Origin of the sequence: Thiothrix lacustris DSM 21227, assembly GCF_000621325.1 — a bacterium.
In the GTDB taxonomy this organism is placed as follows: domain Bacteria; phylum Pseudomonadota; class Gammaproteobacteria; order Thiotrichales; family Thiotrichaceae; genus Thiothrix; species Thiothrix lacustris.
This window is the reverse complement of record NZ_JHYQ01000012.1, coordinates 111,280-135,450: the sequence shown is the minus strand read 5'-3', so window position 1 is coordinate 135,450 and position 24,171 is coordinate 111,280. Positions and strand designations below refer to the sequence as shown.

The 24,171-nt window shown below is 51.5% G+C and carries 24 protein-coding genes; 12 read left to right on the top strand and 12 right to left on the bottom strand.

The features are described from left to right. Window positions 1-88: 88 nt before the first annotated feature. The 4 genes from Q394_RS0106615 to Q394_RS0106600 form a co-directional block, all read right to left on the bottom strand. Window positions 89-1,105, bottom strand: a complete 1,017-nt coding sequence (locus tag Q394_RS0106615) for a transporter substrate-binding and LysM peptidoglycan-binding domain-containing protein (protein WP_028488586.1) — start codon at window positions 1,103-1,105, stop codon at window positions 89-91. 131 nt (window positions 1,106-1,236) lie between these two features. Continuing rightward, the gene (locus tag Q394_RS0106610) at window positions 1,237-1,587 is read right to left on the bottom strand and encodes an HVO_A0114 family putative DNA-binding protein (protein ID WP_051542950.1); all 351 of its coding nucleotides are present in this window, start codon (window positions 1,585-1,587) and stop codon (window positions 1,237-1,239) included. A 14-nt stretch (window positions 1,588-1,601) separates the two neighbouring features. Next, on the bottom strand, window positions 1,602-1,955 hold the full coding sequence (locus Q394_RS0106605; RefSeq protein WP_028488584.1) for a DUF5615 family PIN-like protein: 354 nt from the start codon (window positions 1,953-1,955) through the stop codon (window positions 1,602-1,604). After that, window positions 1,952-2,185, bottom strand: a complete 234-nt coding sequence (locus tag Q394_RS0106600; protein ID WP_028488583.1) for a DUF433 domain-containing protein — start codon at window positions 2,183-2,185, stop codon at window positions 1,952-1,954. Before Q394_RS0106600 ends, Q394_RS0106605 begins: the two co-directional genes overlap by 4 nt. A 197-nt stretch (window positions 2,186-2,382) precedes the next feature. Here Q394_RS0106600 and Q394_RS0106595 point away from each other — a divergent pair, with 197 nt between their 5' ends. Next, window positions 2,383-3,441 (top strand): PD-(D/E)XK nuclease family protein, encoded by a 1,059-nt coding sequence (locus tag Q394_RS0106595; RefSeq protein WP_028488582.1) that lies wholly within the window; start codon window positions 2,383-2,385, stop codon window positions 3,439-3,441. 80 nt (window positions 3,442-3,521) lie between these two features. On the opposite strand, the gene lpdA is transcribed toward Q394_RS0106595, so the two are convergent. From lpdA to aceE, 3 genes are read right to left on the bottom strand one after another with little or no spacing between them, the layout of a single operon-like run. Further along, a complete protein-coding gene (lpdA, locus tag Q394_RS0106590; RefSeq protein ID WP_028488581.1) occupies window positions 3,522-4,958 on the bottom strand; it encodes a dihydrolipoyl dehydrogenase in 1,437 nt (478 codons plus the stop codon). Between the two features lie 14 nt (window positions 4,959-4,972). Continuing rightward, window positions 4,973-6,574 carry a dihydrolipoyllysine-residue acetyltransferase gene (locus Q394_RS0106585; RefSeq protein ID WP_028488580.1) on the bottom strand — a complete coding sequence of 534 codons (1,602 nt, stop codon included), beginning with the start codon at window positions 6,572-6,574 and terminating at the stop codon, window positions 4,973-4,975. Window positions 6,575-6,589: 15 nt separating this feature from the next. Then, window positions 6,590-9,289, bottom strand: coding sequence for a pyruvate dehydrogenase (acetyl-transferring), homodimeric type (aceE, locus tag Q394_RS0106580; RefSeq protein WP_028488579.1), 2,700 nt, complete (start codon window positions 9,287-9,289; stop codon window positions 6,590-6,592). Between the two features lie 548 nt (window positions 9,290-9,837). On the opposite strand from aceE, the gene pqqC reads away from it, so the two are divergent. The 3 genes from pqqC to pqqE are packed head-to-tail and all read left to right on the top strand — an operon-like array spanning window position 9,838 to window position 11,939. After that, window positions 9,838-10,581 carry a pyrroloquinoline-quinone synthase PqqC gene (pqqC, locus tag Q394_RS0106575; RefSeq protein WP_028488578.1) on the top strand — a complete coding sequence of 248 codons (744 nt, stop codon included), beginning with the start codon at window positions 9,838-9,840 and terminating at the stop codon, window positions 10,579-10,581. Continuing rightward, the gene (gene pqqD, locus Q394_RS0106570) at window positions 10,574-10,846 is read left to right on the top strand and encodes a pyrroloquinoline quinone biosynthesis peptide chaperone PqqD (RefSeq protein ID WP_028488577.1); all 273 of its coding nucleotides are present in this window, start codon (window positions 10,574-10,576) and stop codon (window positions 10,844-10,846) included. Before pqqC ends, pqqD begins: the two co-directional genes overlap by 8 nt. Continuing rightward, on the top strand, window positions 10,839-11,939 hold the full coding sequence (gene pqqE, locus Q394_RS0106565) for a pyrroloquinoline quinone biosynthesis protein PqqE (RefSeq protein WP_028488576.1): 1,101 nt from the start codon (window positions 10,839-10,841) through the stop codon (window positions 11,937-11,939). The genes pqqD and pqqE overlap by 8 nt, the downstream gene beginning before the upstream one ends. 53 nt (window positions 11,940-11,992) lie before the next feature. On the opposite strand, the gene Q394_RS0106560 is transcribed toward pqqE, so the two are convergent. Next, window positions 11,993-12,157, bottom strand: coding sequence for a rubredoxin (locus tag Q394_RS0106560; protein WP_028488575.1), 165 nt, complete (start codon window positions 12,155-12,157; stop codon window positions 11,993-11,995). Window positions 12,158-12,305: 148 nt separating this feature from the next. Between Q394_RS0106560 and Q394_RS0106555 the strand changes: the two genes are divergently transcribed. Genes Q394_RS0106555 through Q394_RS0106545 form a run of 3 tightly spaced genes read left to right on the top strand, consistent with a single transcriptional unit; the run spans window position 12,306 to window position 14,701 of the window. Further along, window positions 12,306-12,704, top strand: a complete 399-nt coding sequence (locus tag Q394_RS0106555; protein WP_028488574.1) for a FliH/SctL family protein — start codon at window positions 12,306-12,308, stop codon at window positions 12,702-12,704. 42 nt (window positions 12,705-12,746) lie between these two features. Next, window positions 12,747-13,928: a hypothetical protein gene (locus Q394_RS0106550; protein ID WP_028488573.1), complete on the top strand. Its 1,182-nt coding sequence runs from the start codon at window positions 12,747-12,749 to the stop codon at window positions 13,926-13,928. After that, window positions 13,919-14,701 (top strand): sulfite exporter TauE/SafE family protein, encoded by a 783-nt coding sequence (locus Q394_RS0106545; protein ID WP_245606743.1) that lies wholly within the window; start codon window positions 13,919-13,921, stop codon window positions 14,699-14,701. Before Q394_RS0106550 ends, Q394_RS0106545 begins: the two co-directional genes overlap by 10 nt. Here Q394_RS0106545 and Q394_RS0106540 read toward each other — a convergent pair. Beyond that, complete coding sequence (locus Q394_RS0106540; RefSeq protein ID WP_028488571.1) at window positions 14,690-16,000, bottom strand: hemolysin family protein; 1,311 nt, start codon at window positions 15,998-16,000, stop codon at window positions 14,690-14,692. The two genes, Q394_RS0106545 and Q394_RS0106540, sit on opposite strands and share 12 nt — an antisense overlap. Window positions 16,001-16,002: 2 nt before the next feature. Between Q394_RS0106540 and Q394_RS22315 the strand changes: the two genes are divergently transcribed. Genes Q394_RS22315 through Q394_RS0106530 form a run of 3 tightly spaced genes read left to right on the top strand, consistent with a single transcriptional unit; the run spans window position 16,003 to window position 18,466 of the window. Further along, window positions 16,003-16,155 carry a hypothetical protein gene (locus Q394_RS22315; protein WP_156946760.1) on the top strand — a complete coding sequence of 51 codons (153 nt, stop codon included), beginning with the start codon at window positions 16,003-16,005 and terminating at the stop codon, window positions 16,153-16,155. Next, window positions 16,152-17,585 (top strand): MBL fold metallo-hydrolase RNA specificity domain-containing protein, encoded by a 1,434-nt coding sequence (locus Q394_RS19360; protein ID WP_156946759.1) that lies wholly within the window; start codon window positions 16,152-16,154, stop codon window positions 17,583-17,585. The genes Q394_RS22315 and Q394_RS19360 overlap by 4 nt, the downstream gene beginning before the upstream one ends. Next, window positions 17,582-18,466: a fumarylacetoacetate hydrolase family protein gene (locus Q394_RS0106530; RefSeq protein WP_028488570.1), complete on the top strand. Its 885-nt coding sequence runs from the start codon at window positions 17,582-17,584 to the stop codon at window positions 18,464-18,466. The genes Q394_RS19360 and Q394_RS0106530 overlap by 4 nt, the downstream gene beginning before the upstream one ends. Before the next feature lie 3 nt (window positions 18,467-18,469). On the opposite strand, the gene rnd is transcribed toward Q394_RS0106530, so the two are convergent. From rnd to Q394_RS0106515, 3 genes are all read right to left on the bottom strand, one after another. Beyond that, window positions 18,470-19,612 (bottom strand): ribonuclease D, encoded by a 1,143-nt coding sequence (rnd, locus tag Q394_RS0106525; RefSeq protein WP_038140754.1) that lies wholly within the window; start codon window positions 19,610-19,612, stop codon window positions 18,470-18,472. A 294-nt stretch (window positions 19,613-19,906) separates the two neighbouring features. Then, on the bottom strand, window positions 19,907-21,664 hold the full coding sequence (locus tag Q394_RS0106520) for a trypsin-like peptidase domain-containing protein (protein WP_156946758.1): 1,758 nt from the start codon (window positions 21,662-21,664) through the stop codon (window positions 19,907-19,909). Continuing rightward, the gene (locus tag Q394_RS0106515; protein ID WP_028488567.1) at window positions 21,661-22,953 is read right to left on the bottom strand and encodes a hypothetical protein; all 1,293 of its coding nucleotides are present in this window, start codon (window positions 22,951-22,953) and stop codon (window positions 21,661-21,663) included. Before Q394_RS0106515 ends, Q394_RS0106520 begins: the two co-directional genes overlap by 4 nt. Before the next feature lie 106 nt (window positions 22,954-23,059). Between Q394_RS0106515 and Q394_RS0106510 the strand changes: the two genes are divergently transcribed. Next, complete coding sequence (locus Q394_RS0106510) at window positions 23,060-23,407, top strand: FUN14 domain-containing protein (protein ID WP_028488566.1); 348 nt, start codon at window positions 23,060-23,062, stop codon at window positions 23,405-23,407. Between the two features lie 336 nt (window positions 23,408-23,743). Beyond that, window positions 23,744-24,112, top strand: coding sequence for a hypothetical protein (locus tag Q394_RS0106505; RefSeq protein ID WP_156946757.1), 369 nt, complete (start codon window positions 23,744-23,746; stop codon window positions 24,110-24,112). The last annotated feature ends 59 nt before the right edge of the window (window positions 24,113-24,171 follow it).

Genomic DNA, 24,171 nt, shown 5'->3' with positions numbered 1-24,171 from the left:
ATCGGTTTGTAGCGTGCCATGCCTGCCTACTCATTCTGGTGCTTGTGATGCTTGATTATCCCACAAAATGGCGGTTCGGAGGGTTTTTCTACAGCCTCAACGGCTCCTTCGCTTTCGGCATGATCAGTACATCACCCTTATCCAACAAATTAGGGTTAGGAATACGGTGTTTGTTGAGATCCCAAATGATTTCCCAACTTGCAGGCGAACCCAGCTTTTCCGTAGCAATTTTACCCAACGTATCACCCGCTTGAATCGTGTAAGTTGCGCTGCCTTCGGGAACTTCTTGAGAAATTTTGAATGGCAAGTAGCGTTTAATCAAACCAGCATAATCATCGCTGGCTTCGATGGTTTTAATAGCGGTGTTGATAGCCTGCTGTAAATCGGGATTGCCTGCTTTGAAACCGACCGCGTAGCTGCTTTTATTGAGGTTGAAGGAAACGATTTGCAGGCGTTTAAAGGCTTTGATTTCTTCCACTGCCAGTGGGTAATCGTAAATGGCGGCATCCACCTCCCGGTTATCGACGTGGAATAACCAGCCTGGCCCCATGTAGGTTTTCACTGCTTTGCGGTTGGCAATATTTTCGTCGATCCAGCGAGTGGCGGCAGGGTCTTCGTAAGCGCCAATGGTTTTGCCTTTGAGCTGTTTGATGGTTTTAACGGGGCTGCCCTTGGGGACAATCAGGCACAAGCCAAAGTCTAGATAACTATCTGACCATGAGACCCCCTCAATCGAATTATCAGGGACATACCCAGCCATGAAAATATCGGCTTTGCCTTCTGTTGCCAAGCTGGGGAGCTTGTCGTAGTCGCCTTCCACCAGCTCGACCTTGGGAATGCCGAGTTCTTTGGCAATGCGCTGCGCCAGCTCGTATTCAAAACCTTGCTCCTTGCCCGTTTCATCAACCCAATAGAGTGGCGGGAAATCCGGTTCAGTGGCGACACGTAGCACACCCGCTTGCTTGGCCGCTTTGAGCACATTACCGGCTTCAGCAGCGACACTTGAGGCATCACTGGTAGGTGGAGGGGGCGGGGGAACAGCGACGGCTACACCGGCTGCAAAGCACAGCAGGGCAACACCACAAGGCCAAATAAACTTCCGCATACCGAACTCCCATCTTATTATTTCTTGATTACAGCGTAAGAGTATAAGATGAATGGTAGTCAGCTCGGCGTTAGCAAGACGAATGGTCGATTTTAGGGTGGGAAGCGTACTGAGTCGTCAATCGCTAACCATCACGCTGCACGCTGCTGAGGCAAATACGTAAATACCTTGCCCTGTGCGTCGCGCTCGATTGCCAGCCACTCCATTAAACGTTCCACATCGTTATGTACATTCTTGTAATCACGCTGCAAAGTACGCGCAAGCTCTGCAATGCTCATTGCACCCTGTTCGCGCAACGCCGCTAGCAAATCCCAGCGTTTAGGCGTGAACACACTCAGCATCTGGCTCATATCCTTGAAGCCTACGCCGAAATAAGGGGTAGGTTCTTCGCCAAGTTCCAAGCGTTCCATCATCTGTTGTGCTAATGCCAAGGAAGATTGGATGCCCGTGCCGACTTTGATGGTTAGAATGTTTTCGCTCATGTGTTTACCACGATCTAGGCATGAATAATTAAGCTATCACGTGTCAGTTCGATAAAACGGGCATCAGCGAAAGCTGCTTCGATTTTTCCCAGATTATTTAGGAAGAGCGCTTTCAATTCATCATTATGAATATTGCCTGTCGACACCAAAAGCAACTTCCACGGCTGATCCTTCAACCAGAATGAGTCCACAAAATCGGCATCTTTGGTAACAACAATGCGTTGCTCTGCCAGGGAAATTTCATTGATAAACTGATCAGTCGTTCGATTCGCTTGCGGCAATCCCAAGGTATGGCGCGTATCGTAGCCTGCTTCTTTAAGCTGAATTGCCAACTTGCGTGGTAAATGTGCATCGACCAAAAACTTCATGCTGCCAATGCCGTTTCAATGCGTTTAACTTGAGAAAGACGGGCGGCATACGCAAGCACTGCCAGCAAATCCTCGCGTTCCAAGTCTTCGTAATCGTCCAGAATTTCCTCAAGACTCATGCCAGCACTGAAAAGCTCCAGCATGGTTTCCACCGGGTAACGCAACCCACGAATAGTTGGTTTGCCGTGGCAAATACTTGGATCGATGGTGATACGGTTGTGTGTATTCATGGGTTATCCCTCCATAGGCTCTCAGAAAAAGCATACCACAATCCTTGCTCACCAAGATGGAAAGAACTAAGCATCTTGCTGTTGTGGCAAATGCACATCGACTACGATTGGTGGCATCAAGGCGTAAGAAACGAAAATTGTGGCTTTTTATTGATCATCTTGATAAGTTATATAGCATCTGATTTTTGGATACTGATATGTTCAATGCACTTTTTAAGCTGTATAACAGCAGCTCTGTAAGAACCCCACAAGAACGTTTTACAACAGAAGCATTCTGTAGTGTTCTGCGATCTGATCAATATTTATTGACTAGTTTTCTTAAAGAGTTTGCTGGAATTGAGACAGAAAACACGGATTTTAACATAAGCACAGAAAAGACTTATAAAGGTCACTCACGTCGTATTGATGTGGTTTTCGAGAATAAAAATCATCTAGTATTTTTAGAAATAAAAGTCAACTCCTCCGAAAATGATCAAGAAGACGCTGATGCTCAACAATTAAGGGCTTATGCTGAAATTCTTAAGATGACATCTAAAAAGACAGTTTTATTATTTTGCACAAAAAGTTTTGAACCAAAAAATTCAGAATCATATAGTCCAATTAAGTTCAATCAGTTTCAGTGGTGGCAAATATACGATTTCTTGATGAAACAAGAAATAAATAACCACCTAATTAAGCATTTTTTAGATTATTTAGATAGACAGGAAATTGGCAAAGTGCATAAAATAAAGAAACATGATTTAGAAACAATGCAATATTTAGTTGAAATGCTAAAATCTTTAGATGCCAATATTGCATTAATAAGTCCAAAGTTTGAAGCAAAATTTGGAAAACCAGATGGAAAGAGCTTGGTTCTTAGTCAAATGTTGGATCATCGCAGAGTTGTATTATCCAAAAATATACTAGGAAAAGAAGGTGTGGTTATTGTAGGATTTTATTTTGGGGGAACTTCCGCAGTTCAGCCAAAATTATTAGTCTATTTTTGGCTGAATGACAAAAAAGATGAAAACAATAACTACAAGAAAATTAAAAATCTTATAGATTCATATGCTGGATCAATAGATGATTTTTCTTTTTCTCCCAAAGACGGAGATTGGTTTGGTTTCGGCTACCAAAAAGAATTAGAATTTTTTCTTGAAGAAGAACATCAATCACAATTGATTACAGAATGGTGTGCAGAAAGAATGAGCGAACTTCATGATTTTATGATGAAGTCTAAAAATGAACATAATATTCCGTGGCAAATAAAGACATAACATAATAAAAATAACAGTTTTCTTTAAATAAGAAAAAGGCGAGTTTCCTCGCCCTTTTCTTTACCTAAACCAATCTCAGTTTAGTGTTTTTTCTTCGGCGCAATCAAATCGGTAATCGTGCCTTCAAACATTTCCGCTGCCATAGCGACCGTTTCGGAGAGTGTCGGATGCGGATGCACCGTCAAGCCAATATCCGTCGCATTCGATCCCATTTCAATCGCGTGCGCGACTTCGGCAATGAGATCACCGGCGTTCGTGCCGACGATGCCCGCGCCAATGACGCGCTCGGTTTCCGCATCGAAAATCAGCTTGGTCATGCCTTCGTCACGCCCCAACGACAAGGCGCGTCCGCTGGCTGCCCACGGGAACACGCCTTTGCCGTAGTTAATGCCTTTGGCTTTGGCTTCTTCTTCGGTCACGCCGACCCATGCAATTTCGGGGTCAGTGTAAGCGACGGATGGAATCACCCGTGCGTCGAAGTGGCTGGGTAAACCCGCCGCCGCTTCGGCAGCCGTTTTGCCTTCGTGCACCGCTTTGTGCGCCAGCATCGGTTGCCCAATGATGTCGCCAATCGCGAAAATGTGCGGCTGGCTAGTACGCATTTGCGTATCAACCACTTGCACAAAACCACGCTCATCCACCGCGACACCGGCTTTTTCCGCACCGATGCGCTTACCATTCGGCGTGCGCCCGACCGCGACCAATACACGGTCATACAGTTGCGGTTCGGCAGGGGCTTGCTTGCCTTCAAAGGTGACTTTCATGCCCGCCGCCGTGGCTTCGACTTTGGTCACGCGGGTTTCTAACCAGATGTTGTCGTAACGCTTTTTAATGCGGGTGAAATACGGTTTCACCACGTCTTTGTCCGCGCCAGTAATCAGGTTTGGCAGCATTTCGACCACGGTGATTTTTGAACCTAATGCGGCGTAAACCGTGGCCATTTCCAGCCCGATAATGCCGCCACCGATGACCAGCATGTGTTCCGGTACGCTCGCCAATTCCAGCGCCCCCGTGGAGTCGATCACGCGTGGATCGTCGGGAATGAAGGGCAGTTTCACCGCTTCTGAACCCGCTGCAATCACGGCTTTTTCAAAGCGCACCACGGTTTTCTTGCCGTCGTTGCCGATGACTTCGACGTGGTTAGGGTCGAGGAAGGTGCCGACACCATTCACCACCTGCACTTTGCGCTGTTTAGCCAGACCAGACAGACCGCCCGTTAAACGGTTGACGATCTTTTCTTTCCAGCCGCGCAGCTTGTCGATGTCGACTTTCGGCTTGGCAAATTCAATGCCGCAATCCGCCACTTCGTGCGCTTCGTCCAGCACTTTTGCCGCGTGCAGCAAGGCTTTGGACGGAATGCAGCCAACGTTCAAACACACCCCACCGAGCGTGCTCCAACGTTCCACCAGCACGGTTTGCAACCCCAAATCGGCTGCACGAAACGCAGCGGTGTAACCGCCGGGGCCTGCACCCAATACCAACAGTTGGCAGGAAAGATCTGCTTTTAAGTTACTCATGATTCAACTCCCGCTCACAGAATGAGGTTACGCACGTCGGACAAGACAAACGCGATATGGCTAACAAAACGTGCCGCATACGCGCCATCAATCACGCGGTGGTCGTAAGACACCGCCAGTGGTTGGATCAGCCGATCGACGATTTCACCATTCACGCGCTTGAGGCGATCTTGCGCACGGGTTAAACCGAGAATGCCGACTTCCGGCGCATTCACAATCGGGGTGAAGTTAGTGCCACCAATCCCGCCGAGGCTGGAAATGGTGAAGCAACCGCCCTGCATATCCGCCGCTTTGAGCTTGCCATCCCGCGCTTTCTTGGAGACTTCGCCCAATTCACGCGCCAGTTCAAACAAGCCTTTGCGATCTACGTCTTTAATGACCGGGACAACCAAGCCATCCGGCGTATCGACCGCAATGCCGACGTTATAGAACTTACGTTGGATGAGGCTTTCACCATCGTCCGCCAGCGCCGAGTTGAATTTCGGGTATTCCTTCAAACCCGCCACCACCGCTTTCAGCATGAACACCAGCGGGGTGAAGTTGAAACCCATCGACTTCGCCTTGTCTTTCAAACTGTTGCGGTACGCTTCCAGTTCGGTAATGTCGGCTTCGTCGAAATGGGTGACTTGCGGCACGTTCAGCCATGCACGATGTAAATGCTTGGCGGAAAGCTTGCCAATGCGTGACATTGGAATGGTTTCGACCGCGCCGAATTGCGTCCAGTCCGGCTGGGTAATCAGCGGAATACCCATGCTGTTTGCAGGTGCTGCGGCTGGCGCAGCTTTGGCGGCCGCTGGCGCTTGTGCCACGGCTGCATGGCCACCTTTGCCGAAATTGCGTACATCGGCTTCGGTAATGCGCCCGTGTGCGCCTGTACCGGCAACTTTCACCAGATCAATGCCTAATTCACGCGCAATGCGCCGCACCGATGGACTGGCGTGAGCGCGGCGGAAACTTTCCGCATCCACTGCCGGGGCGCTGGCCGCTGGAGTAAGAGAAGCGGAAGCAACAGGTGCTACGGCATTTACCGGAGCCGCCTCTGGGGATGCACCTGCCACTTCCAAAACCAGAATCAAACTGCCTTCGGAGACTTTATCGCCCACGGCAATTTTCAGTTGTTTGACCACGCCCGCTTTTGGAGAAGGAATTTCCATCGCGGCTTTGTCAGATTCAAGGGTAATCAACGAGGTTTCCGCGTCGACCACATCGCCTTCGCGCACCAGCACCTCAATAACATCCACGTCATGGAAGTTGCCAATGTCTGGCACGCAGATTTCTTCCAGACCCGTGGGGGTCACAACAGTAACGGGTACTGAAGCTGCTGCACCGCCGGACACTTTCGGCTGTGCCGGGGCGGAAGCGACATTGACGCTGGCTTCACCCGCGTCTTCCAGCAAGAGGATCAGCGTGCCTTCGGACACCTTGTCGCCTATCGCGATATTGATGGCTTTGACCACCCCACCGCGTGGCGCGGGGATTTCCATCGCCGCCTTGTCGGATTCGAGCGTAATCAAGGAATCGTCAATCGCCACGGTATCGCCGACGTTGACCAGGATTTCAATAACTTCGACGTTGGAAAAATTGCCAATGTCGGGAACGTGAATTTCGATACTCATCAGGGTCACTCCAAATCAAGCGTACAGCGGGTTGGGTTTTTCAGGGTCGATGCCGTATTTTGCCAGCGCGTCCAGCACCGTCTGCGGCGTGATGTTGCCTTTGGCTTTACTGGATTTTTGCTGATCGGCCAGCGCTTTCAAGGCAGCGACGGTGACGTAATGACGGTCAACTTCAAAATGCGCCCGCAACGCCTCCCGGCTGTCGGAACGCCCGAAACCATCTGTTCCCAGTACATGGAAATCCCCCGGCACATACGCGCGGATTTGTTCCGCAAAGGTGCGGATGTAATCGGTCGAGGCGATCACTGGCCCTTGCTGACCTTCCAGGCATTGCGTGACCCACGGTTTGCGTGCTTCCTGATCAGGATGCAGCAAATTCCACCGTGCACACGCCGCGCCATCCCGTGCCAATTCGTTGAGGCTTGGGGTTGCCCAAATGTCAGCGTCTACGCCCCAATCAGCTTGCAACAAGTCAGCAGCCGCAATCACTTCCCGCAAGATTGAACCACAACCCAGCAATTGCACGCGGTTCGCCGCTTTGCCTGTGGCAGTGCGGAAGGCGTACATGCCCTTGATAATGCCTGCTTCCGAACCTTCCGGTAGCGCGGGCATGGTGTAGTTTTCGTTCAGGGTGGTGATGTAATAGAACACGTTTTCACCATCCTGATACATGCGCTTCATGCCGTCGTGCGCAATCACCGCCACTTCATACGCGAAGGTCGGGTCATACGATTTGCAGTTCGGAATAAAGCCCGCGAACAATTGGCTGTGGCCGTCTTGGTGTTGCAAGCCTTCGCCATTCAGCGTGGTGCGACCTGACGTGCCGCCGACCAAGAAGCCGCGTGCCAACATATCGCCCGCTGCCCACGCCAAGTCACCAATGCGCTGGAAACCAAACATGGAGTAGAAAATATAAAACGGAATCATCATCTTATGGTTGTTGGCATAAGAGGTAGAAGCCGCAATCCATGACGACATCGCGCCGTCTTCGTTAATGCCTTCTTCCAACAACTGACCCTTTTGGGTTTCCTTGTACGGCATAATGTCGTTGGCATCTTCCGGCTCGTATTTCTGGCCTTCTGGTGAGTAAATACCCACTTGGCGGAACATGCCTTCCATCCCGAAAGTACGCGCTTCGTCCGGCACGATTGGCACCAAACGCGGCCCCAATTCCTTGTGACGCGCAATGGCTACCATGACGCGAACCATTGCCATCGTGGTGGAAAGGGTGCGTTCGCCGGTGTCTTTCAAGAGTGCATCGAACATCGACAGCTCAGGAATGGCCAGCGTCTCAAAATTATGCGGACGGTTGGGTAAGTAACCCCCCAAGGCTTGGCGACGTTCGTGCAGATACTGCATTTCGGGCGAGTCTGCCGCTGGTTTGTAGAATTCCGCACTTTCGATTTGTTGCTCGGAAACCGGAATGTTGAAACGGTCACGCAGTTTCAGTAACTGGTCGGAACTCAGTTTTTTCTGCTGATGGCTGATATTCATGCCTTCGCCCGCTTCGCCCATGCCGTAACCTTTCACGGTATGCATGAGGATAACAGTAGGGCGACCGACAGAATGCACCGCATTGTGATAAGCCGCGTAGACTTTATCCTGATCGTGACCGCCGCGAATCAAGTCGTAGTAAATCTGGTCGTCGCTCATGTCGGCAACCATCGATTTCAGCTCAGGGTATTTGCCGAAGAAGCGTTCGCGGATGTACGCGCCGCCTTTGTTTTTGAAGTTCTGGTATTCGCCGTCGATGCATTCCATCATCAACTTGCGCAGCAACTGACCGTATTGTGGATCAGCCAGCAAACGATCCCAGCCTGAACCCCACAATACCTTGATCACATTCCAGCCCGCGCCCCGGAAGTTGCCTTCCAGTTCTTGCACGATTTTGCTGTTGCCGCGTACCGGGCCATCCAAGCGTTGCAGGTTGCAGTTAACCACGAACACCAGATTGTCGAGTTTTTCACGGGAAGCCAGTGCAATCGCGCCTTGGGACTGCGGCTCATCCATTTCACCGTCGCCCAGAAACGCCCAAACCTTACGGCCTTCCGCATGATTTTCAGCTTTCTTCGTCAACTCTCTGTTTTCTAAATACTTTAAAAAACGCGCTTGGTAAATGGCCATGATTGGCCCTAAGCCCATCGAGACGGTGGAAAATTGCCAGAAATTCGGCATCAAATACGGGTGCGGATAGGAAGAAATCCCCTTGCCGCCCGCTTCAATACGGAAGTTTTCCAACTGATCTTCGCCAATACGCCCTTCCAGAAAAGCGCGGGCATACGTACCTGGGGCAGTATGTCCTTGAATAAACAGCATATCGCTGCCATTCGGATGGTCATGGCCTTTCCAGAAGTGGTTATAACCCACTTCATACATAATCGCTGAAGATTGGAAGGAGGCAATGTGACCGCCGGGGGAGGCGGGTTTACGGTTGGCGCGTACCACCATCGCGGTGGCATTCCAGCGCAATGCCCGCAAAATATGGCGCTCCAGCTCTAAATTTCCTGGATAAACAGGCTGTTGGCCAACTGGAATGGTATTGACGTAAGGCGTTTGCATGTCGGGTGGCTCAATGCCAGCCTCGAAGGCCTTCTCAATGGTTTTTTGCAACAAGTGGCGAGCGCGTTCCGCCCCAAGGCGTTCCACCACCACATCGATGGCCTCTTGCCATTCCGCCGTTTCTTGCGGGTCAAGATCGTGATAATCCGTACTCATTAGCGTTCTCCTAGCGATTGTATTAGCAGTTACAGTGAGATTTTTTGTGTTATGCCTACCTGAAAGGGATATGTCACACCCCCTGCCTATCCCTTTCGGGCGAGATACTACTATAGATTCCCAGAGAAAGGCGCTAATTTTATGTTTAAATTATTCAATGGTAATGATTCAAAAAAATAAGATTAATTATCAATTACTTGTAATTAAAAAATTTATCTTGAATTTTAGCATTAGTGTAATAGGTCAATTTAACAGCGATATTTTCGCTATTTTTAGATAAGAACCCAAAATAATTCGGGATGGAAGAGGAAGATTTTCTTCATTTTTACGAGGAGAAATGGGAATTCAATGAATGTTGACATCTAAAAAATTATTGTTTTATTTTCAATAATATATGTAGATATAATCAGTATTTCGATACAAACGAGAGATATTCAACGCCTGAGCTTACAGTCATGTCCAACGTCTGCTTGCTGGGGCAAACCAACCTTTCTCCAACCCATAGGCTTCCATACTATCGGCCATCTTTGGGAGAGGAAACAAACGCCATGACGACACCGTGGACACCCGCCGAGTTTGAGCAGCAATTACGTTCGTTAGGCCGCTATTACCACATCCACCACCCGTTCCAACAAATGATGTTTGAAGGCAAACTCAATGCCGCACAACTGCGTGGCTGGGTAGCGAACCGCTTTTATTATCAAGTCACGATTCCGCGTAAAGATGCTGCACTGCTGTTCAATTGCCCGGATCGCGACGTGCGCCGCGTGTGGATTCAACGCATTCTGGATCATGACGGGGGGCCTGCGACTGACCACATTTCCGACGGTGGCATTGAAGCGTGGATTCGGCTCGGCGAAGCTTGCGGTGTACCGCGTAAGGAATTGCTCGATCAGCGCCATGTGTTGCCGGGGGTACGGTTTGCCGTGGATGCTTACATCAATTTCGTGCATCAAGCGGATTGGCGGGAAGGCGTGTGTTCCTCGCTGACAGAACTGTTTGCACCGACAGCGCATCGCCAACGCTTGCAAAGCTGGCCTGATCATTACCCGTGGATTGATAGCGCGGGCTTGCAATATTTCCGCAATCGCCTGAGCGAAGCGCACCGCGATGTCGATCATGGGTTGGCGTTGACGCTGCAACATTTCACCAGCGTGGAGCAGCAGCACCGCGCCCTGCACATCGTCAAGTTCAAGCTGGATGTCTTGTGGGCAATGCTGGATGCGATGTATCTGGCGTACATTCAAAATATGCCGCCGTACTTCAATATTGAGGATGCCAACCATGAGTAATGCGCTCAACCACAAACCGGGCATAGCCCTCGGCTACCGCCTGCAATGGGAGCCGGTGCAGGAATGCCATGTGCTGCTCTACCCCGAAGGCATGGTGCAATTGAACGAAACGGCGGCGGCGATTCTGGGTTTTTGCGACGGTAAGCGCAGCGTCATTGGCGTCATTGCCGATCTGGAAAACGAATACGAAGCCGACGATTTGCGCGAAGATGTGCTGACGTTCCTGCACGAAGCGGTCGAACGCGGGTGGGTGCGTTATGCCTAAACCACCACCACCGTTATGGCTGCTCGCGGAAGTTACCCACTCCTGCCCCCTGCAATGCCCGTATTGCAGCAACCCGCTCGACCTTATCCCCAAAAAAGACGAACTTGATACCGAAAACTGGTTGCGCGTACTGCACGAAGCCCGCCAGATTGGCGCGGCACAACTCGGCTTCTCGGGCGGCGAACCCTTGGTACGCAAAGATCTGGAAGTGCTGATCGGTGAAGCCCGCAAGCTTGGCTATTACAGCAACCTGATCACCTCCGGCATTGGCATGGATGCAGAACGGGTGGAACGCTTCCGCGAACTGGGGCTGGATCACATTCAAGTCAGTTTTCAGGCCGACGATGCGGTGCTGAACGACTACATTGCAGGCACGAATGCGTTCCAGCACAAGCTCGACATGGCGCGGGCAGTGAAAGCGAATGGCTACCCGATGGTGCTGTGTTTTGTGATTCACCGGCAAAATATCGGGCAAGTGCGGCAAATGCTGGATTTGGCCGCCGAATTGCAAGCCGATTACGTGGAACTGGCAACGGCACAGTTTGAGGGCTGGGCGCTGCTCAACCGCGATCACCTGTTACCCACGCAAGCGCAGGTACGCGAAGCCGAACGCATTGCCCACGAATATCAGGCCAAGCTCAAAGGTAAGATGCGTATTTACTACGTGGTGCCGGATTATTACGAAAACCGCCCGAAACCGTGTGTCGGTGGTTGGGGGCGGGTGTTTCTCGCCGTAGCACCGGATGGGCTGGCGCTGCCTTGCCATTCCGCACGCGGCTTGCCGGGGCTGGAATTACACAACGTGCGCGAGCGCAGCATTGATTGGATCTGGAACGAATCGCCGGGTTTCAACCACTTCCGTGGCGAAAGCTGGATGAAGGAACCGTGCAGCACTTGTGACGAGCGTGAAAAGGATTTCGGCGGCTGCCACTGCCAAGCATTCAAGCTGACCGGCGACCCGACCAATGCTGACCCGACGTGTGCTAAATCGCCGCACCATCACTTGGTGGAAAAAGCGATTGATACCAGTGCATTGGGGCTTGTGCCAAGCAAACCCATCGTGTTCCGACAACGGCGAAAGGCTACGCCATAGCACTAGCCTGTACACCACATGACTTGACAACACCTGCCGAAACGGCAGGATAATCAAACCTCAATCATCTCAAAATCCGCTTTGCCGACACCGCAGTCAGGACAAAGCCAGTCATCAGGGATATCTTCCCAACGCGTACCCGGCGGGATATCTTCTGCTGGCGATCCACGCGCTTCATCATAAATCCAACCACAGACCACACATATCCACGTTTTCATTTGTTTGTTACCTTTTTTAATCTTGTCATAGGTTATCTTGAGCAAGGCTACGTTGGTAAGCAAAAAGGTCTGGTATACCAAAGGATTTTGCTAACATTCGGGGCGTAGTATCCCCTCCTTCGTAGCATACAGAGGAATGCATATCGTCATGAGTTTTGTTGTGTTTTCCATATTAAGTGTCATCGTTGCATGGATAGCCTATGCGAGAGGACGAAATCGTGGGCAAATAGAAGGCTATCAGGCGGGTTGGGGCAATGGCCTAAAACAAGGGCGCGACGAGGGCATGAAAGCAGGCTTGAAGGAAGGCATCAAGGAGCACATGCTCACCACATTAGTGGATGCCAGACCCATGCCCGGTATGCACGAAGAGCTGCACCAACAAGTGAAAGATGAGCTACTTAAAGCCATCAATACCAAACCAGAACAAAAAAAAGCGGCAGTCTCCCCAAAACGCGGGATAATCGCAATGTTATGGGAAGAATTTGGTGGCTGGTTGTTGATTGCTGGGTTCATTTTGTTGCTTGTATACCTGTTTCAATCGGGGTAAAAAAGCACTGGACTTTCTTTATAACAAAGTGATGCCGCACCCATGAAAACAGCACCCCGTGAAATAGCCACCCCTTGCCCGCAAATGTCCCTGAAAGTGCCAGAAGGCATGACGCAGGTCGAATTCTTCAACAGCCCCGCCAACCTGAAAAATCTGGCGGAAGAAAATGGCCTGTTCCGTACCCCCGAAGATTTGCTGCTGTACCGCAAGCTGGTCGGGCACAGCGTCGAATTTGACACCTCGATCATTCTGGACTCTTCCCGCCGTATCCTTGACCCGCTGGGTCGCCCGGTACGCCGTGACCAGATGAAGCGTCAGGAAAAAAAGGTCTGGTCGAAGATGACGCAAATCATCTGCGATTACATGTTTGAAAAATACCCCGATCCGGCGGAACACCTGATCCTCTGCGGGGAAGCCAGCCTCGATTCCACTTGGCCGCTGAACAAACCCGGCGTGCCCAGTATCCGCATGATTCACAACCATTTCATGGTATTCCCGATGGCGCAATTGCGTGAGGCCGGGGAAGCGGATGCCAATAACCCCAACCTGACCGACAGCGGGCATAACACCCTATTTCTACGGCAGTTGAGCGAGGCTTACGGCAAGTTTCTGGAAGTGTTGGATTTGCAAATCCTCAAGCTGCTGCCTACCGAAGAAGCCTCCCTGAAACTGACGGGCTACCCGCAAGGCTTACCGTGCTGGGAAGTGGTCGGCGGGGCAGAACGCCTGAAAGACCAATATTTCTGGTACGAATACGAACAGGTATTACGTGGCTTTCTGGATTTCTACCGCACCTTTTTCTCGATGGTCGCCACCGGGGAAGTCCGCGTGCCGGACAATACCAATTTCGCCAACCAGATTGATGACGTGCTGCTGGGCAACCAGCGCTTTGTGCGGGTAGCGCGGGATTTGCGCGAAAAAGTCATTCAAGACCCACAGTTTGCCAACGACATCCGCTGGCGTCCGGCTTACAAGCAAATCCTGTTCCGCGACGACAAAGGGCGGCTGGTGGTAACGATTTCGCAGAATTCTGTCGGCAATGCCATCACGGAATTGCTGGGGATTGTGGTCAAGCGCAAAGTCGATTCTGAAGCTTACGCCGCCGTCGAAGAAGGTTTGGTGAGCCGTTTGCTGGAAGTGCGCGAACGCTTGCAAGCCGCCAATCTGGGGGAATCGCTGTCGTCACCCTGCTGGCCTAATGGAGCGTTCCACCCTTGCCGTTAACTGAGTGGAATGCGTTCCCGTTTGACGGGCTAGCCTTGCTAATGACGGTGCTGGCGCTGCTGATCGTCGGCATCTCGAAAGGCGGCATGGGCGGCGGTTTAGGCGTGTTGGGTGTACCCTTGATGGCTCTGACCATGCCACCTGCGCAAGCGGCTGCTATTTTGCTGCCTATCCTGTGCGTGATGGATTTGATGGCGCTGAAAGCCTTCTGGCAACGTTGGTCGCTGCAACACCTCAAGCAACTGATTCCGGCAGCCATTGTCGGTATCGTGATTGGCGCGTTCACCTTCAACTATTTTCGTGCCAGTGATGTGCGCTTGCTGGTCGGGTTGATTGCGGTGGGGTTTGCGCTGAATTATTGGTTCAAGCCCTTCCAGCATTTAGCCGGACGCAAGCCGGGCGTAAAGTCGGGGCTGTTTTGGGGAAGTATCGCGGGGTTTACCAGTTTCATCGCCCATGCCGGGGGGCCACCGGTGAATATTTACCTGTTGCCGCAAAAGCTGGATAAAACGGTGTATCAGGCGACCACGGTGCTGTTTTTCACCACCGTCAATTACGTGAAACTGATCCCTTATGCCGCACTGGGGCAATTCAATAGCACCAATTTGGGTACGTCAGTCTTGTTGTTGCCTGTGGCTGCATTCGGGATTTGGCTGGGCTACAAGCTGCATCACCGCGTGCCGGAAAAGCAGTTTTTTCAGGTGGCTTATGTGCTGTTGTTTATTACCGGCAGTAAGCTGCTGTACGACGGTGTGGCAGGTTTATGGGTCTAAAGCTGGCTCGCTTTCCGCAGAGGCCAGCGGGGTAGCTAAGACTTTATCAAGACGCGTGCCATCCATATCCATCACTTCCAGCCGCCAACCTTCCCATTCACAGGTGTCAGCGGTTTGTGGCAAACGCCCCAACAACAGCATGAACAGGCCGCTCAAGGTCTGGTAACGGCCTTTATCTTCCTCGGGAACTGTGCGCAAGCCCAGCCGATCCTTCAGTTCCGGGACAGGGATAAAACCATCCAGCAACCAACTGCCATCAGCACGGGGCACGGCCCAAGCGTCGTCCTGATGTTGGGGTTTGAACTCGCCGGTAATCGCCTCCAGCATTTGATGCAGGGTAACGATGCCTTGCACCTCGCCGTATTCGTCGATGATGAAGACCATTTGCCCACCAAAGTCCTTGAAGTTTTCCAGCAACGCCATGCCAGTCAGTGATTCGGGCACGAATACCGCAGGCTTGAGATGCTGGGTCAGGCTAGGCTCTTCACCGCGCAACACTTGGTTGAGCAAATCGCTGGTGCTGACAATGCCGAGGACTTCCTTCCAGTTACCGCGCACCACCGGGAAACGCGCATGGCGGTGGTGTTCAATCCGGCTGAGGTTGTCTTGCAGCGACTTTTCCACATCCAGATACACCACGTCGTTACGCGGTACCATCAGGGATGTAATCTGGCGGTCATCAAGGCGGAATACATTGCGCACCATCTGATGTTCCTGCGCTTCAATCACACCTGTGCTGGAACCTTCACTCAAGAGCAGGTGAATGTCTTCTTCCGTCACACCAGCATTGCCGTCATTGTCCATCTCCACCAGCCGCAGCAGTAGGCGAGTAGAACCAGAGAGCAGCAGCACAAACGGCTTGGCGACAATCGCCAGCCACAACATCGGGCGAGCCGTCAGGCGGGCAATGGTTTCCGGGTACATCTGCCCTATACGCTTGGGAACAAGTTCCCCTAGCACGACGGAAAAATAAGTGATGCTCACCACCACCAAACCAGTTGCCAGATAATCAGCCAGTTGATCCGCCACTCCCCACCCTTGTAAGCAGACACTGAAGGGTATGCTAAATGCCGCCGCCCCCACGATGCCATTGAGGATGCTGATAGACGTAATGCCAATCTGTACCGCTGACATGAAAAAGGTCGGGTCTTCCCCCAGCTTCAAAGCCATGACAGCAGCACGATCCCCCTCTTGGGCAAGGTTTTGCAGCCGTGCTTTACGGGCAGCCACCAAGGCTATTTCCGACATGGCAAAAAAGCCGTTCAATAAAATCAGGCCAAACAAAATGGCAATGTCCATGTTTGAAAAATCCTGTTATTGAAGAACATGCCGCTATTGTACTACGTGAGGTCAACTTGTACGGTCACAACGCTTGCCAGCCATCATGCCCACCCCTACACTGGATACACACCACCACGTTAACCCCGATTATCGGCCTGATGGAGGAAGCATGAGCATCGAACTACAAATTCTTGGCGCAGCTAACGAAGTGACCGGCTCTTGCCACCTGCTAACGGCTGGGGAGTACAAGGTCTTGCTGGATTGCGGCCTGATACAAGGTTCACGCAAGGATGAAGCCCGTAATAGCGCCCCGTTCCCGTTCGACCCAGCGGCGATTGATGCCGTTATCCTCAGCCACGCCCACATTGACCATTCCGGGCGCTTGCCCTTGTTAGTGAAGCAGGGGTTCAATGGCCCGATTTATACCCATAAAGCAACCACCGACCTGTGCAAAATCATGCTGCGGGATTCCGCGTTCCTGCAAGAAAAGGATGCCCGTTGGGAAAACCGCAAGCGTGAGCGCAAGGGCTTGAAACTGGTCGAACCGCTCTACACCCTTGAGGATGTGGAAGCCGTTTTTGAACTATTCCAGCCACTCTCCTACAATGAGCGACTGGAAATCCTGCCGCTGGTGGCGCTCAGGCTGCAAGATGCCGGGCATATCCTCGGTTCTGCCATCGTCGAATTGTGGCTGCACAGTGGCAAGCAAGACCGCAAACTGGTCTTCAGCGGTGATCTGGGGCGTTCAGGAATGCCGGTGCTGGAAGACCCCGCCATCATCAAACAAGCGGATATGGTCTTGTTGGAAAGCACTTACGGCGACCGCCTGCACCGTGACTGGGAAGCTACCCGTCAGGAACTGGCTGATCTGTTTCAGGAAATGACCCGACGGCAGGGCAATATCCTGATTCCCGCCTTTGCGGTGGGGCGCACGCAGGAAATTCTCTACCTGTTTGCCAAATACTATGACGAATGGGGTCTGTCGCGCTGGCACATTTTTCTCGACAGCCCCATGGCGATTGAGGCCACCGATGTGTATGCCCGCAACTGCGAACTGTTTGATGACGAATCTTCGCAATTGTGGCGCGAAAACCGCGTCACGCCGATGTTGCCCAACTTACGCTTTACCCGCACCCCAGAGGAGTCGATGAGTATCAACCAGATACACAGCGGCGCAATCATCATTGCAGGCAGCGGCATGTGTAACGGCGGACGCATCCGTCATCACCTCAAACACAATGCTTGGCGGCGCGATTGCCACATTCTCATCTCCGGCTTTCAGGCTCGCGGCACCTTAGGCCGGACGCTGGTGGATGGGGCAAAGCACATCCGCTTATGGGGTGAAACCATTCGGGTGGCGGCACAAGTCCACACCATTGGCGGGCTGTCTGCCCACGCAGATCAGGCCGGGCTAAGCCACTACTGGTACGCCCAGTTTGAAAACCGCCCGCCGGTGGTGCTGGTGCATGGGGAACAGGAGGCTAAAACCACCTTGGCAGAACATTTGCGTAACACCCTGTCCGCCCCGGTGCGGATGCCAACATACACTGAAACCCTGTCGCTCACCGCTGACGACCAAGCACACAAGGATGCTTTTAAATGAAACTTGGAACCTGCCTATATAACAACCAAACGTTCGTTTGCATTGCCCAAACAGAAGGCGTGCTGCTCCCCGCCCTTGACCCAGCCTTTGACCAAGCCGCATGGCGCGACATGATTTCGCTAATTGAGAGCGGAACCGACCTGTCAGCCATGCTTGCCAACGCCACTGACGCGATGCGGGTAAAGTTCGCAGACATTACCCTGCTAGCGCCGATCCCACGCCCGCGCAAAAACGTGATGTGTTTAGGGCTGAATTATCTGGAACACGCCGAAGAAACCGCCAACCAAATCGGGCGTACCGGCAAAGCCCCCCAATACCCCATCGTCTTCACCAAATGCCCGACCAGCGTGATTGGGCAAGATGCAGTCGTACCGTTTGACCCGGATACCTGTTCCCAACTCGACTGGGAAGCAGAACTCGGCGTAGTGCTGGGCAAAGGCGGTAAAAAGATTGCCGCCGCCAACGCGCTGGATCACGTGTTCGGCTATACCGTCATCAACGATTTGAGCGCCCGTGACATCCAGTTGAGCCACAAGCAGTATTTCCTCGGCAAAAGTCTGGACGGTGGCTGCCCAATGGGGCCCTGGATTGTGACGGCTGATGACATTGCTGACCCGCAAAACCTCGCCATTGCCTGCCGAGTGAACGGTGTCACCAAACAGGCTTCCAACACCCGCAATATGATTTTCAACGTCGCCAGCATTATTGAATGGCTGTCACGCGGCATGACACTGGAAGCAGGCGATGTGATCGCCACCGGCACGCCCAGCGGGGTGGGCTTTGTGCGCGAACCGCCCGAATTCCTGTTACCGGGCGATGTGGTGGAATGCGAGGTGGAAAGCGTTGGGGTGCTGCGCAATAGCATTAGCGCGGCGGGGTGAGCTTCACCCCTCGACCACCACCTGCTGATCCCGTACCCGGATAGCCGCTTTACCCGTTAACACGGCGGTGAACACATCATTCACCAAAGCGCCACGCCAGTCGTCTGACAGCGTGGTGCGCCCTTCTTCCAACATTTTCTCAAGCTGCTGGCGGGTGGCAATCATTTGCGCGGAAATGCCATGTTCGTTGGCGACCTGATTCAACAAAGCGGTCAATACGTCGGCAATCACGCTCATATTGGCATCCAGCTTGCGGCGACGTGGCAATTGCGGGCATTCGCTTTTCGGTACGGCTAAACCACGTGCAATGCAGGCCAGCCATTCACTTGCCCCGCGCTCAATCTGCTCGTCGCTCAAACCCCGGATCTGGCGCAAACCGGCTGGGCTATCTGGCTGCATTCGCGCCATGTCCAGCAGGATTTCATCCGACAAAATCCAGCGGCGCGGAATGTCTTTCAGCAACGCACGCTGTTCGCGCCACGCCGCCAGTTCACGCAGGATAGCGAGTTGCTGCGGCTTGAGGACTTGCAAGCCTTTCACCCGCTCCCACACGGTTTGCGGGTCAACCGTATACGTTGCCGGATCGGCGAGTTTCTGGAAAGGCTTTTCCAACCATTTGGTGCGCCCTAAAGTTTCCAGTTGTTCGCGTAACAGCTTGTAGGCATCGCGTAAGTGACGCACGTCGTCAATGGCGTATTCAAGCTGGGCGCGAGTCAGCGGGCGGCGTGACCAATCGGTGCGTGATTGGGATTTATCCAGCGACAAACCCAGTAAGGCTTCCACCAAACGTGCATAACCCATTTGGTCGCCCATCCCCAAGACGGCTGCGGCCACTTGGGTGTCAAACAAGGGGGTGGGTACAGTGCCGTTACCGAGATGATGGAAGATTTCCATATCCTGCCAAGCAGCGTGCAGCACTTTCAGGCGGTGCGGCTGCTTGAGCCAATCCAGAAACGGTTTCAGGTCAGAAATGGCCAGCGGGTCGATGCAAGCCAGCGTGTCTTCGCTGGCAATCTGGATCAGGCACAAACGCGGGTAATAGGTTTTTTCGCGAATGAATTCTGTATCGAGGGTAATCCACTCAGCCTTATCCAGACGGGCAAGCAAAGCGGTGAGCTTTTCAGTGTTATCAATATAATCAAACATAATAATCGTGGTGCACTTAACAAGGACACCCATGATTGTACGGTAAACTGGGAATTAATCCATTTCTATGGAAAAATCCTAAGGATTGGTGCGCCGCAACGTTAGTGTTTAAGAATATTTGCATAATCAACTACTTATTGACATCCTTTGCATTTTTCTGCACATTGATAAATGTCAAAAGCATAGCCCCTTTATACCGTTTAGAAGCCGCTAGTGAGGGTAGTTGCCATGTACAGTATTGCTAGGTTGTACATGGTCTGAGCGGGATGCCCGGTTACATCAACCGGGCTTTTTTTAGGGGGTAGCATTCAGAATGGATTCAAGGTAAGTGGCAATAGCACTGCTCGTGTTGCGCTTGGATGTGCTCAAATCCATCCCCTGTACCAGCGACGTATTGCGCAATCCCAACAAGTAACGTATCAACAAGGCAGCATCCTTACTGGTATCTGTCTTGCCATCCTCATCCACATCCATCACGACCTGCACCGCAGCCAGCTGATTTTCCAGCACAGTCGTGTCTAATGCCTGAGTCGTCACCCCCTCTAACAATGCATCCCCCCTTATCCCTTGCAAATAACGCGCAATAATAACGCCATCCACCAAGGCACTTATCGACTTAGTACCCCCCTGTAAGTGCAATGTAGGTGGCGTGCCTTGTGCATCCAGCCAAGTACTCACAAACGGCCAAGTACGTTCAAAACGGCTGTATTCATCAGGTGACCCCATACTGCTGCACTCAGATGCACCACCCAATAGCGCACCATTCAAATAATGCACGCCGTCTTGCTCAACCCATACCCCGGAACCACTGCTACCTGGCGCGGTAATTCCGGTATGCCATACCACTTGGGAAAAATCACCGTTCGCATCAGGCGTAACCATATAACCACCATCAGACGCATCCAGCCTGACATAACTGTCGAAATTGCCCATCGCGTATTTTTTAGGCTGCCCCAAGGCATGATGGATACCAATCACCGACTGATTAGCCACCAAGGGTGTCGTTGTCCACCCTGACAGGGTGACACCTGTGGGAGGATTATTATTCAAACGCACCAACACAGTATCCAGCGCAGGCTTCGCCATCAGTAATTGTGCGCCGCCAGTGGTCTGGACAAAGCTACTATCCGTCCCGCCACAAGTCGCATTGGCATACAACCAAAACATATCCATGCTGCTGGCAGCCTGCTGATTATTGATGCAATGCGCGGCGGTGAAAAAATACGGAATTTGTGTGTATGGATCACTATCCGCCAAAACAGTACCGGAACATAGGTAACTCAAACCATCCGTATCCGTAAACACGTAACGCGCCACCGACTTACCCGTTTCCTGCCACGCCGGGCTTGCACACGCCATATCTTGTTGGCAACTGGCGTATTCTTCCTTAAAAATACTGCTTTTCAGGGTATTGTTGGCCGGGTCAACTACCAAATGAGATAACTGAGGAATTGCCAACTCCACTTGTGCCGCCTCCACCCCATCTGGCAAGAACAGCTCCAGCCCCAGCGATTCTCCCTCCAGCGTCGGCGACCAGAACAAGCTGTTAGCCTCCGTGTAAGGGCCAAATACATGGGTCGTATCTGTCGGCGAATAAAAACGTAATTCCACCCCGGCAGGAAACTTACCCAGTTGTACCTGCGCCCGCACCCGTAATGCACCGGCAGAATTCAGCGTAAACTGTGCAACTTTACCGCCACTCACGGCCGTCCATTGCCATGTAGCCAAATCAATTGGCTGGCTAATGCTGGCGGGCAAGGCACGCCCTACCCCAACACGAAGCGCTTTTTCCCCAGCAGTCTGTTGCAATGAGGCGATTTCACTGATGTCCAGCTCAGGCAAAGTGAGCGTATTGGTGATACGGACACTACGAGCAGTCGCCATCCCACGTTTGCTTATTGCCAAGGGTAAGCGCAGTGAGACAGCCGCCGAAACTGGCGCTCCCTTATTTTCCCGAAACGTTTCCGGCTTGGCTTGCACGCCACCACCAGGATTAGCCGATACCCCGTTAAACAGCAGCAGCCACAAACAAACAAACATTATTTTTTTCATGGGGTGCTACCGGATGCTGGCAAACTGCCAAGCAGGATGTAATTAGTGCTGGTGGTGGTATTGTCAGGTGCCAAGAGAATATTGGCTAATAAGGTATTGATGTCATTATCTAATCCCACATAGAGGGTTTTACCATCCAGATTTAGATCGGAATCATAGTAGCCCTGTAGTTGGAAATTAGTACGGATATCCAGATTGCTTGGATCCGTTAACACCTTACTCAACACAATATTTTTATCATTGTTAAGGCCACCGGCAATCAGCTTATTATCGTGATTAGCATCCCCTGTCGGCAACAGACGCACAGAACCCTGCACACTTCGCACATCCTTTCCATAAACCTGCGTGGTTGCTTGTGAAAAATCCAGCGTAGTCGGCGTAGCACTCAAGCTCAATGCCGTAGCGCTCAACAAACCCAAATGATTACGATGACGCAAGGCCACGTAGTAATTGCCCGCTACCACCCCGGAAAAGCCTAAAGTATTGCTACCTGTTGTAGCATCCATCACATCACCATCGCGTTGCACCAGAGCAGCTTTACTGGCTAACAGCGTTTTACCATCGGCTTTATCGCGTAATTCCACCAACACCCAATCGACAGGTGCATCAGCTCCTGTTGTTGCCAATAGAGCAGTGCTAGTGGTTTCATTCCCCGCATACCCCCATGCTGAATACGGTTGCGCCATAGGCAGTAATCCCGTACTCCGTAGACTATCTCGCATCAACCCATCGACTGACACATAAGCGCCTTGTAATAATCCTTTGAGCTTAAGCGCTACCTGAGGTGCAGCAGTGCAATCCACTTGCATGGGGGTACTTTGAAAGGCCGCACCATCGGCAGTATCAATGGCAGTGGTTCGCAAATAGGTCGTGCCCACAAACCCATTCTTCACCTCGAATGACACCGCGCCTAAGGTCAAAGGCAACTCATCAGTACCCGGCCATTGCGCCATCACATCAACCCAAGCAAGAATCACGTAACGGTCAGTCGTCGCGTCTGCATCAAAGTCTTCGGTATCCACCATCACCTCACCGGCAGGCTGGACACCATAAGCAAACAAACCACTAACGCCGTTAAATTGTAAAGCACTCGCATTAAAATGAACGCGTAGACCCAAACCCGTTTCCAAACCCTGTTCTGGTGCTAGCACACGGTATACCGGTGCAAATGTCACAACACTGCCACTACTGACAACGCGACTGGCCTCGGCCGGGGTAATAATTTGTGTGGCATCGACGGGCATTGCCAAAGACAATAGAGCGATCGCCAAGCTGACAGAATGCTTCATTCTTTACGGCTATCCGTGTTATTTTTTATAATTAGCGATAAACTTATCAGAATGCTATTAGCAAATAAAACATCAATAAACTCAACGGTATCTTGAAGGGCAAAAAATGAACGATTATCCAGTAAACAACACCATGTCTACCGACTTCCTATCCTCCGGCTTTTTGATGGGTAATGTTGGCGCACCTTTTATCATCGGCCTAGCGGTGGGCTACTTCGCCAAAAAAATGTTACGGTTGGCCCTTTTCCTAGGCGGCGCAGCTATCGTCCTGCTGTTTGTCACTGAATATTATGGTATTACTGAAATGACCGACGAAAAGCTCCAAAGTGCAGCAAATGCAGCAACGGGCATGGCCAAACAATCCGGTGGTTTTCTGGTGGAACGCCTATCGCACATCACTAGCAAGGGTGTCAGTGGCGTTGGTGGATTCTTCGCAGGTCTGAAAATCGGCTAATACTTGTATTTCTAGTCGATTACTTCCATATTAACAACAGTGCCTATTGATAATCCCTTAGGGGAGATATCACAGTGGCAACGACGAAAGCTGTACCAATATCTCCCCCTAAGCCACTGGAAAATGAACAAATCCAGTCAATGGATGTCGATATTGAACATCAGGTTATTAGCTTACACAGCAACAGTACGGAAAGTCGTAGGCCAAACTTTGTTTGGCCTTGGCCTCGACCTTCCAGACCCCGCTTATGTGCAAGCACTAACCTCATGAAAAAAAAGCCCGATCTGTTGTTAATGATGCGATTGGGTATTTTGATATGCTCAAAAAAGGTTAACGATGATGAAATACCTCACTTTATTACTCACTATTGCCACACTCAGTGTTACCCAAAATCTGTTCGCAGACGACACCCCGGTTGCAGAAGAAACCAACAGTACAGCCCTGACTGAACTGTGCAATACCTATGCAGAAGAAGATGGCATCGCTGATGGCAAAAAAACAGCCTACTTAGAAGCATGCAAAAATAGCATGACTGACTTAAGCGAAAGTATGCAAGAAGACTTACCCGTAACCTCCGAAGAAACAGGTGAGGTACTAGCCACGCCTTCTTCGGAACAAATTCATAACACCCCTGAAAAGCTAGTACAAAACGAATTGGTTGAAACCCCAGACCCCGATGCTGAACAGCTAAATGCTAATAAATAAGGCATATCATTGCCATAAGCTCAGATTAATTAAAAAAATTTATTTTACTTGGTTGCTCG

Coding starts and splice junctions, on each gene's coding strand:
- Q394_RS0106615 (WP_028488586.1), bottom strand. CDS start 1,105: ATGCGGAAGTTTATTTGGCCTTGTGGTGTTGCCCTGCTGTGCTTTGCA.
- Q394_RS0106610 (WP_051542950.1), bottom strand. CDS start 1,587: ATGAGCGAAAACATTCTAACCATCAAAGTCGGCACGGGCATCCAATCT.
- Q394_RS0106605 (WP_028488584.1), bottom strand. CDS start 1,955: ATGAAGTTTTTGGTCGATGCACATTTACCACGCAAGTTGGCAATTCAG.
- Q394_RS0106600 (WP_028488583.1), bottom strand. CDS start 2,185: ATGAATACACACAACCGTATCACCATCGATCCAAGTATTTGCCACGGC.
- Q394_RS0106595 (WP_028488582.1), top strand. CDS start 2,383: ATGTTCAATGCACTTTTTAAGCTGTATAACAGCAGCTCTGTAAGAACC.
- lpdA (WP_028488581.1), bottom strand. CDS start 4,958: ATGAGTAACTTAAAAGCAGATCTTTCCTGCCAACTGTTGGTATTGGGT.
- Q394_RS0106585 (WP_028488580.1), bottom strand. CDS start 6,574: ATGAGTATCGAAATTCACGTTCCCGACATTGGCAATTTTTCCAACGTC.
- aceE (WP_028488579.1), bottom strand. CDS start 9,289: ATGAGTACGGATTATCACGATCTTGACCCGCAAGAAACGGCGGAATGG.
- pqqC (WP_028488578.1), top strand. CDS start 9,838: ATGACGACACCGTGGACACCCGCCGAGTTTGAGCAGCAATTACGTTCG.
- pqqD (WP_028488577.1), top strand. CDS start 10,574: ATGAGTAATGCGCTCAACCACAAACCGGGCATAGCCCTCGGCTACCGC.
- pqqE (WP_028488576.1), top strand. CDS start 10,839: ATGCCTAAACCACCACCACCGTTATGGCTGCTCGCGGAAGTTACCCAC.
- Q394_RS0106560 (WP_028488575.1), bottom strand. CDS start 12,157: ATGAAAACGTGGATATGTGTGGTCTGTGGTTGGATTTATGATGAAGCG.
- Q394_RS0106555 (WP_028488574.1), top strand. CDS start 12,306: ATGAGTTTTGTTGTGTTTTCCATATTAAGTGTCATCGTTGCATGGATA.
- Q394_RS0106550 (WP_028488573.1), top strand. CDS start 12,747: ATGAAAACAGCACCCCGTGAAATAGCCACCCCTTGCCCGCAAATGTCC.
- Q394_RS0106540 (WP_028488571.1), bottom strand. CDS start 16,000: ATGGACATTGCCATTTTGTTTGGCCTGATTTTATTGAACGGCTTTTTT.
- Q394_RS19360 (WP_156946759.1), top strand. CDS start 16,152: ATGAGCATCGAACTACAAATTCTTGGCGCAGCTAACGAAGTGACCGGC.
- Q394_RS0106530 (WP_028488570.1), top strand. CDS start 17,582: ATGAAACTTGGAACCTGCCTATATAACAACCAAACGTTCGTTTGCATT.
- rnd (WP_038140754.1), bottom strand. CDS start 19,612: ATGTTTGATTATATTGATAACACTGAAAAGCTCACCGCTTTGCTTGCC.
- Q394_RS0106520 (WP_156946758.1), bottom strand. CDS start 21,664: ATGAAAAAAATAATGTTTGTTTGTTTGTGGCTGCTGCTGTTTAACGGG.
- Q394_RS0106515 (WP_028488567.1), bottom strand. CDS start 22,953: ATGAAGCATTCTGTCAGCTTGGCGATCGCTCTATTGTCTTTGGCAATG.
- Q394_RS0106510 (WP_028488566.1), top strand. CDS start 23,060: ATGAACGATTATCCAGTAAACAACACCATGTCTACCGACTTCCTATCC.
- Q394_RS0106505 (WP_156946757.1), top strand. CDS start 23,744: ATGATGAAATACCTCACTTTATTACTCACTATTGCCACACTCAGTGTT.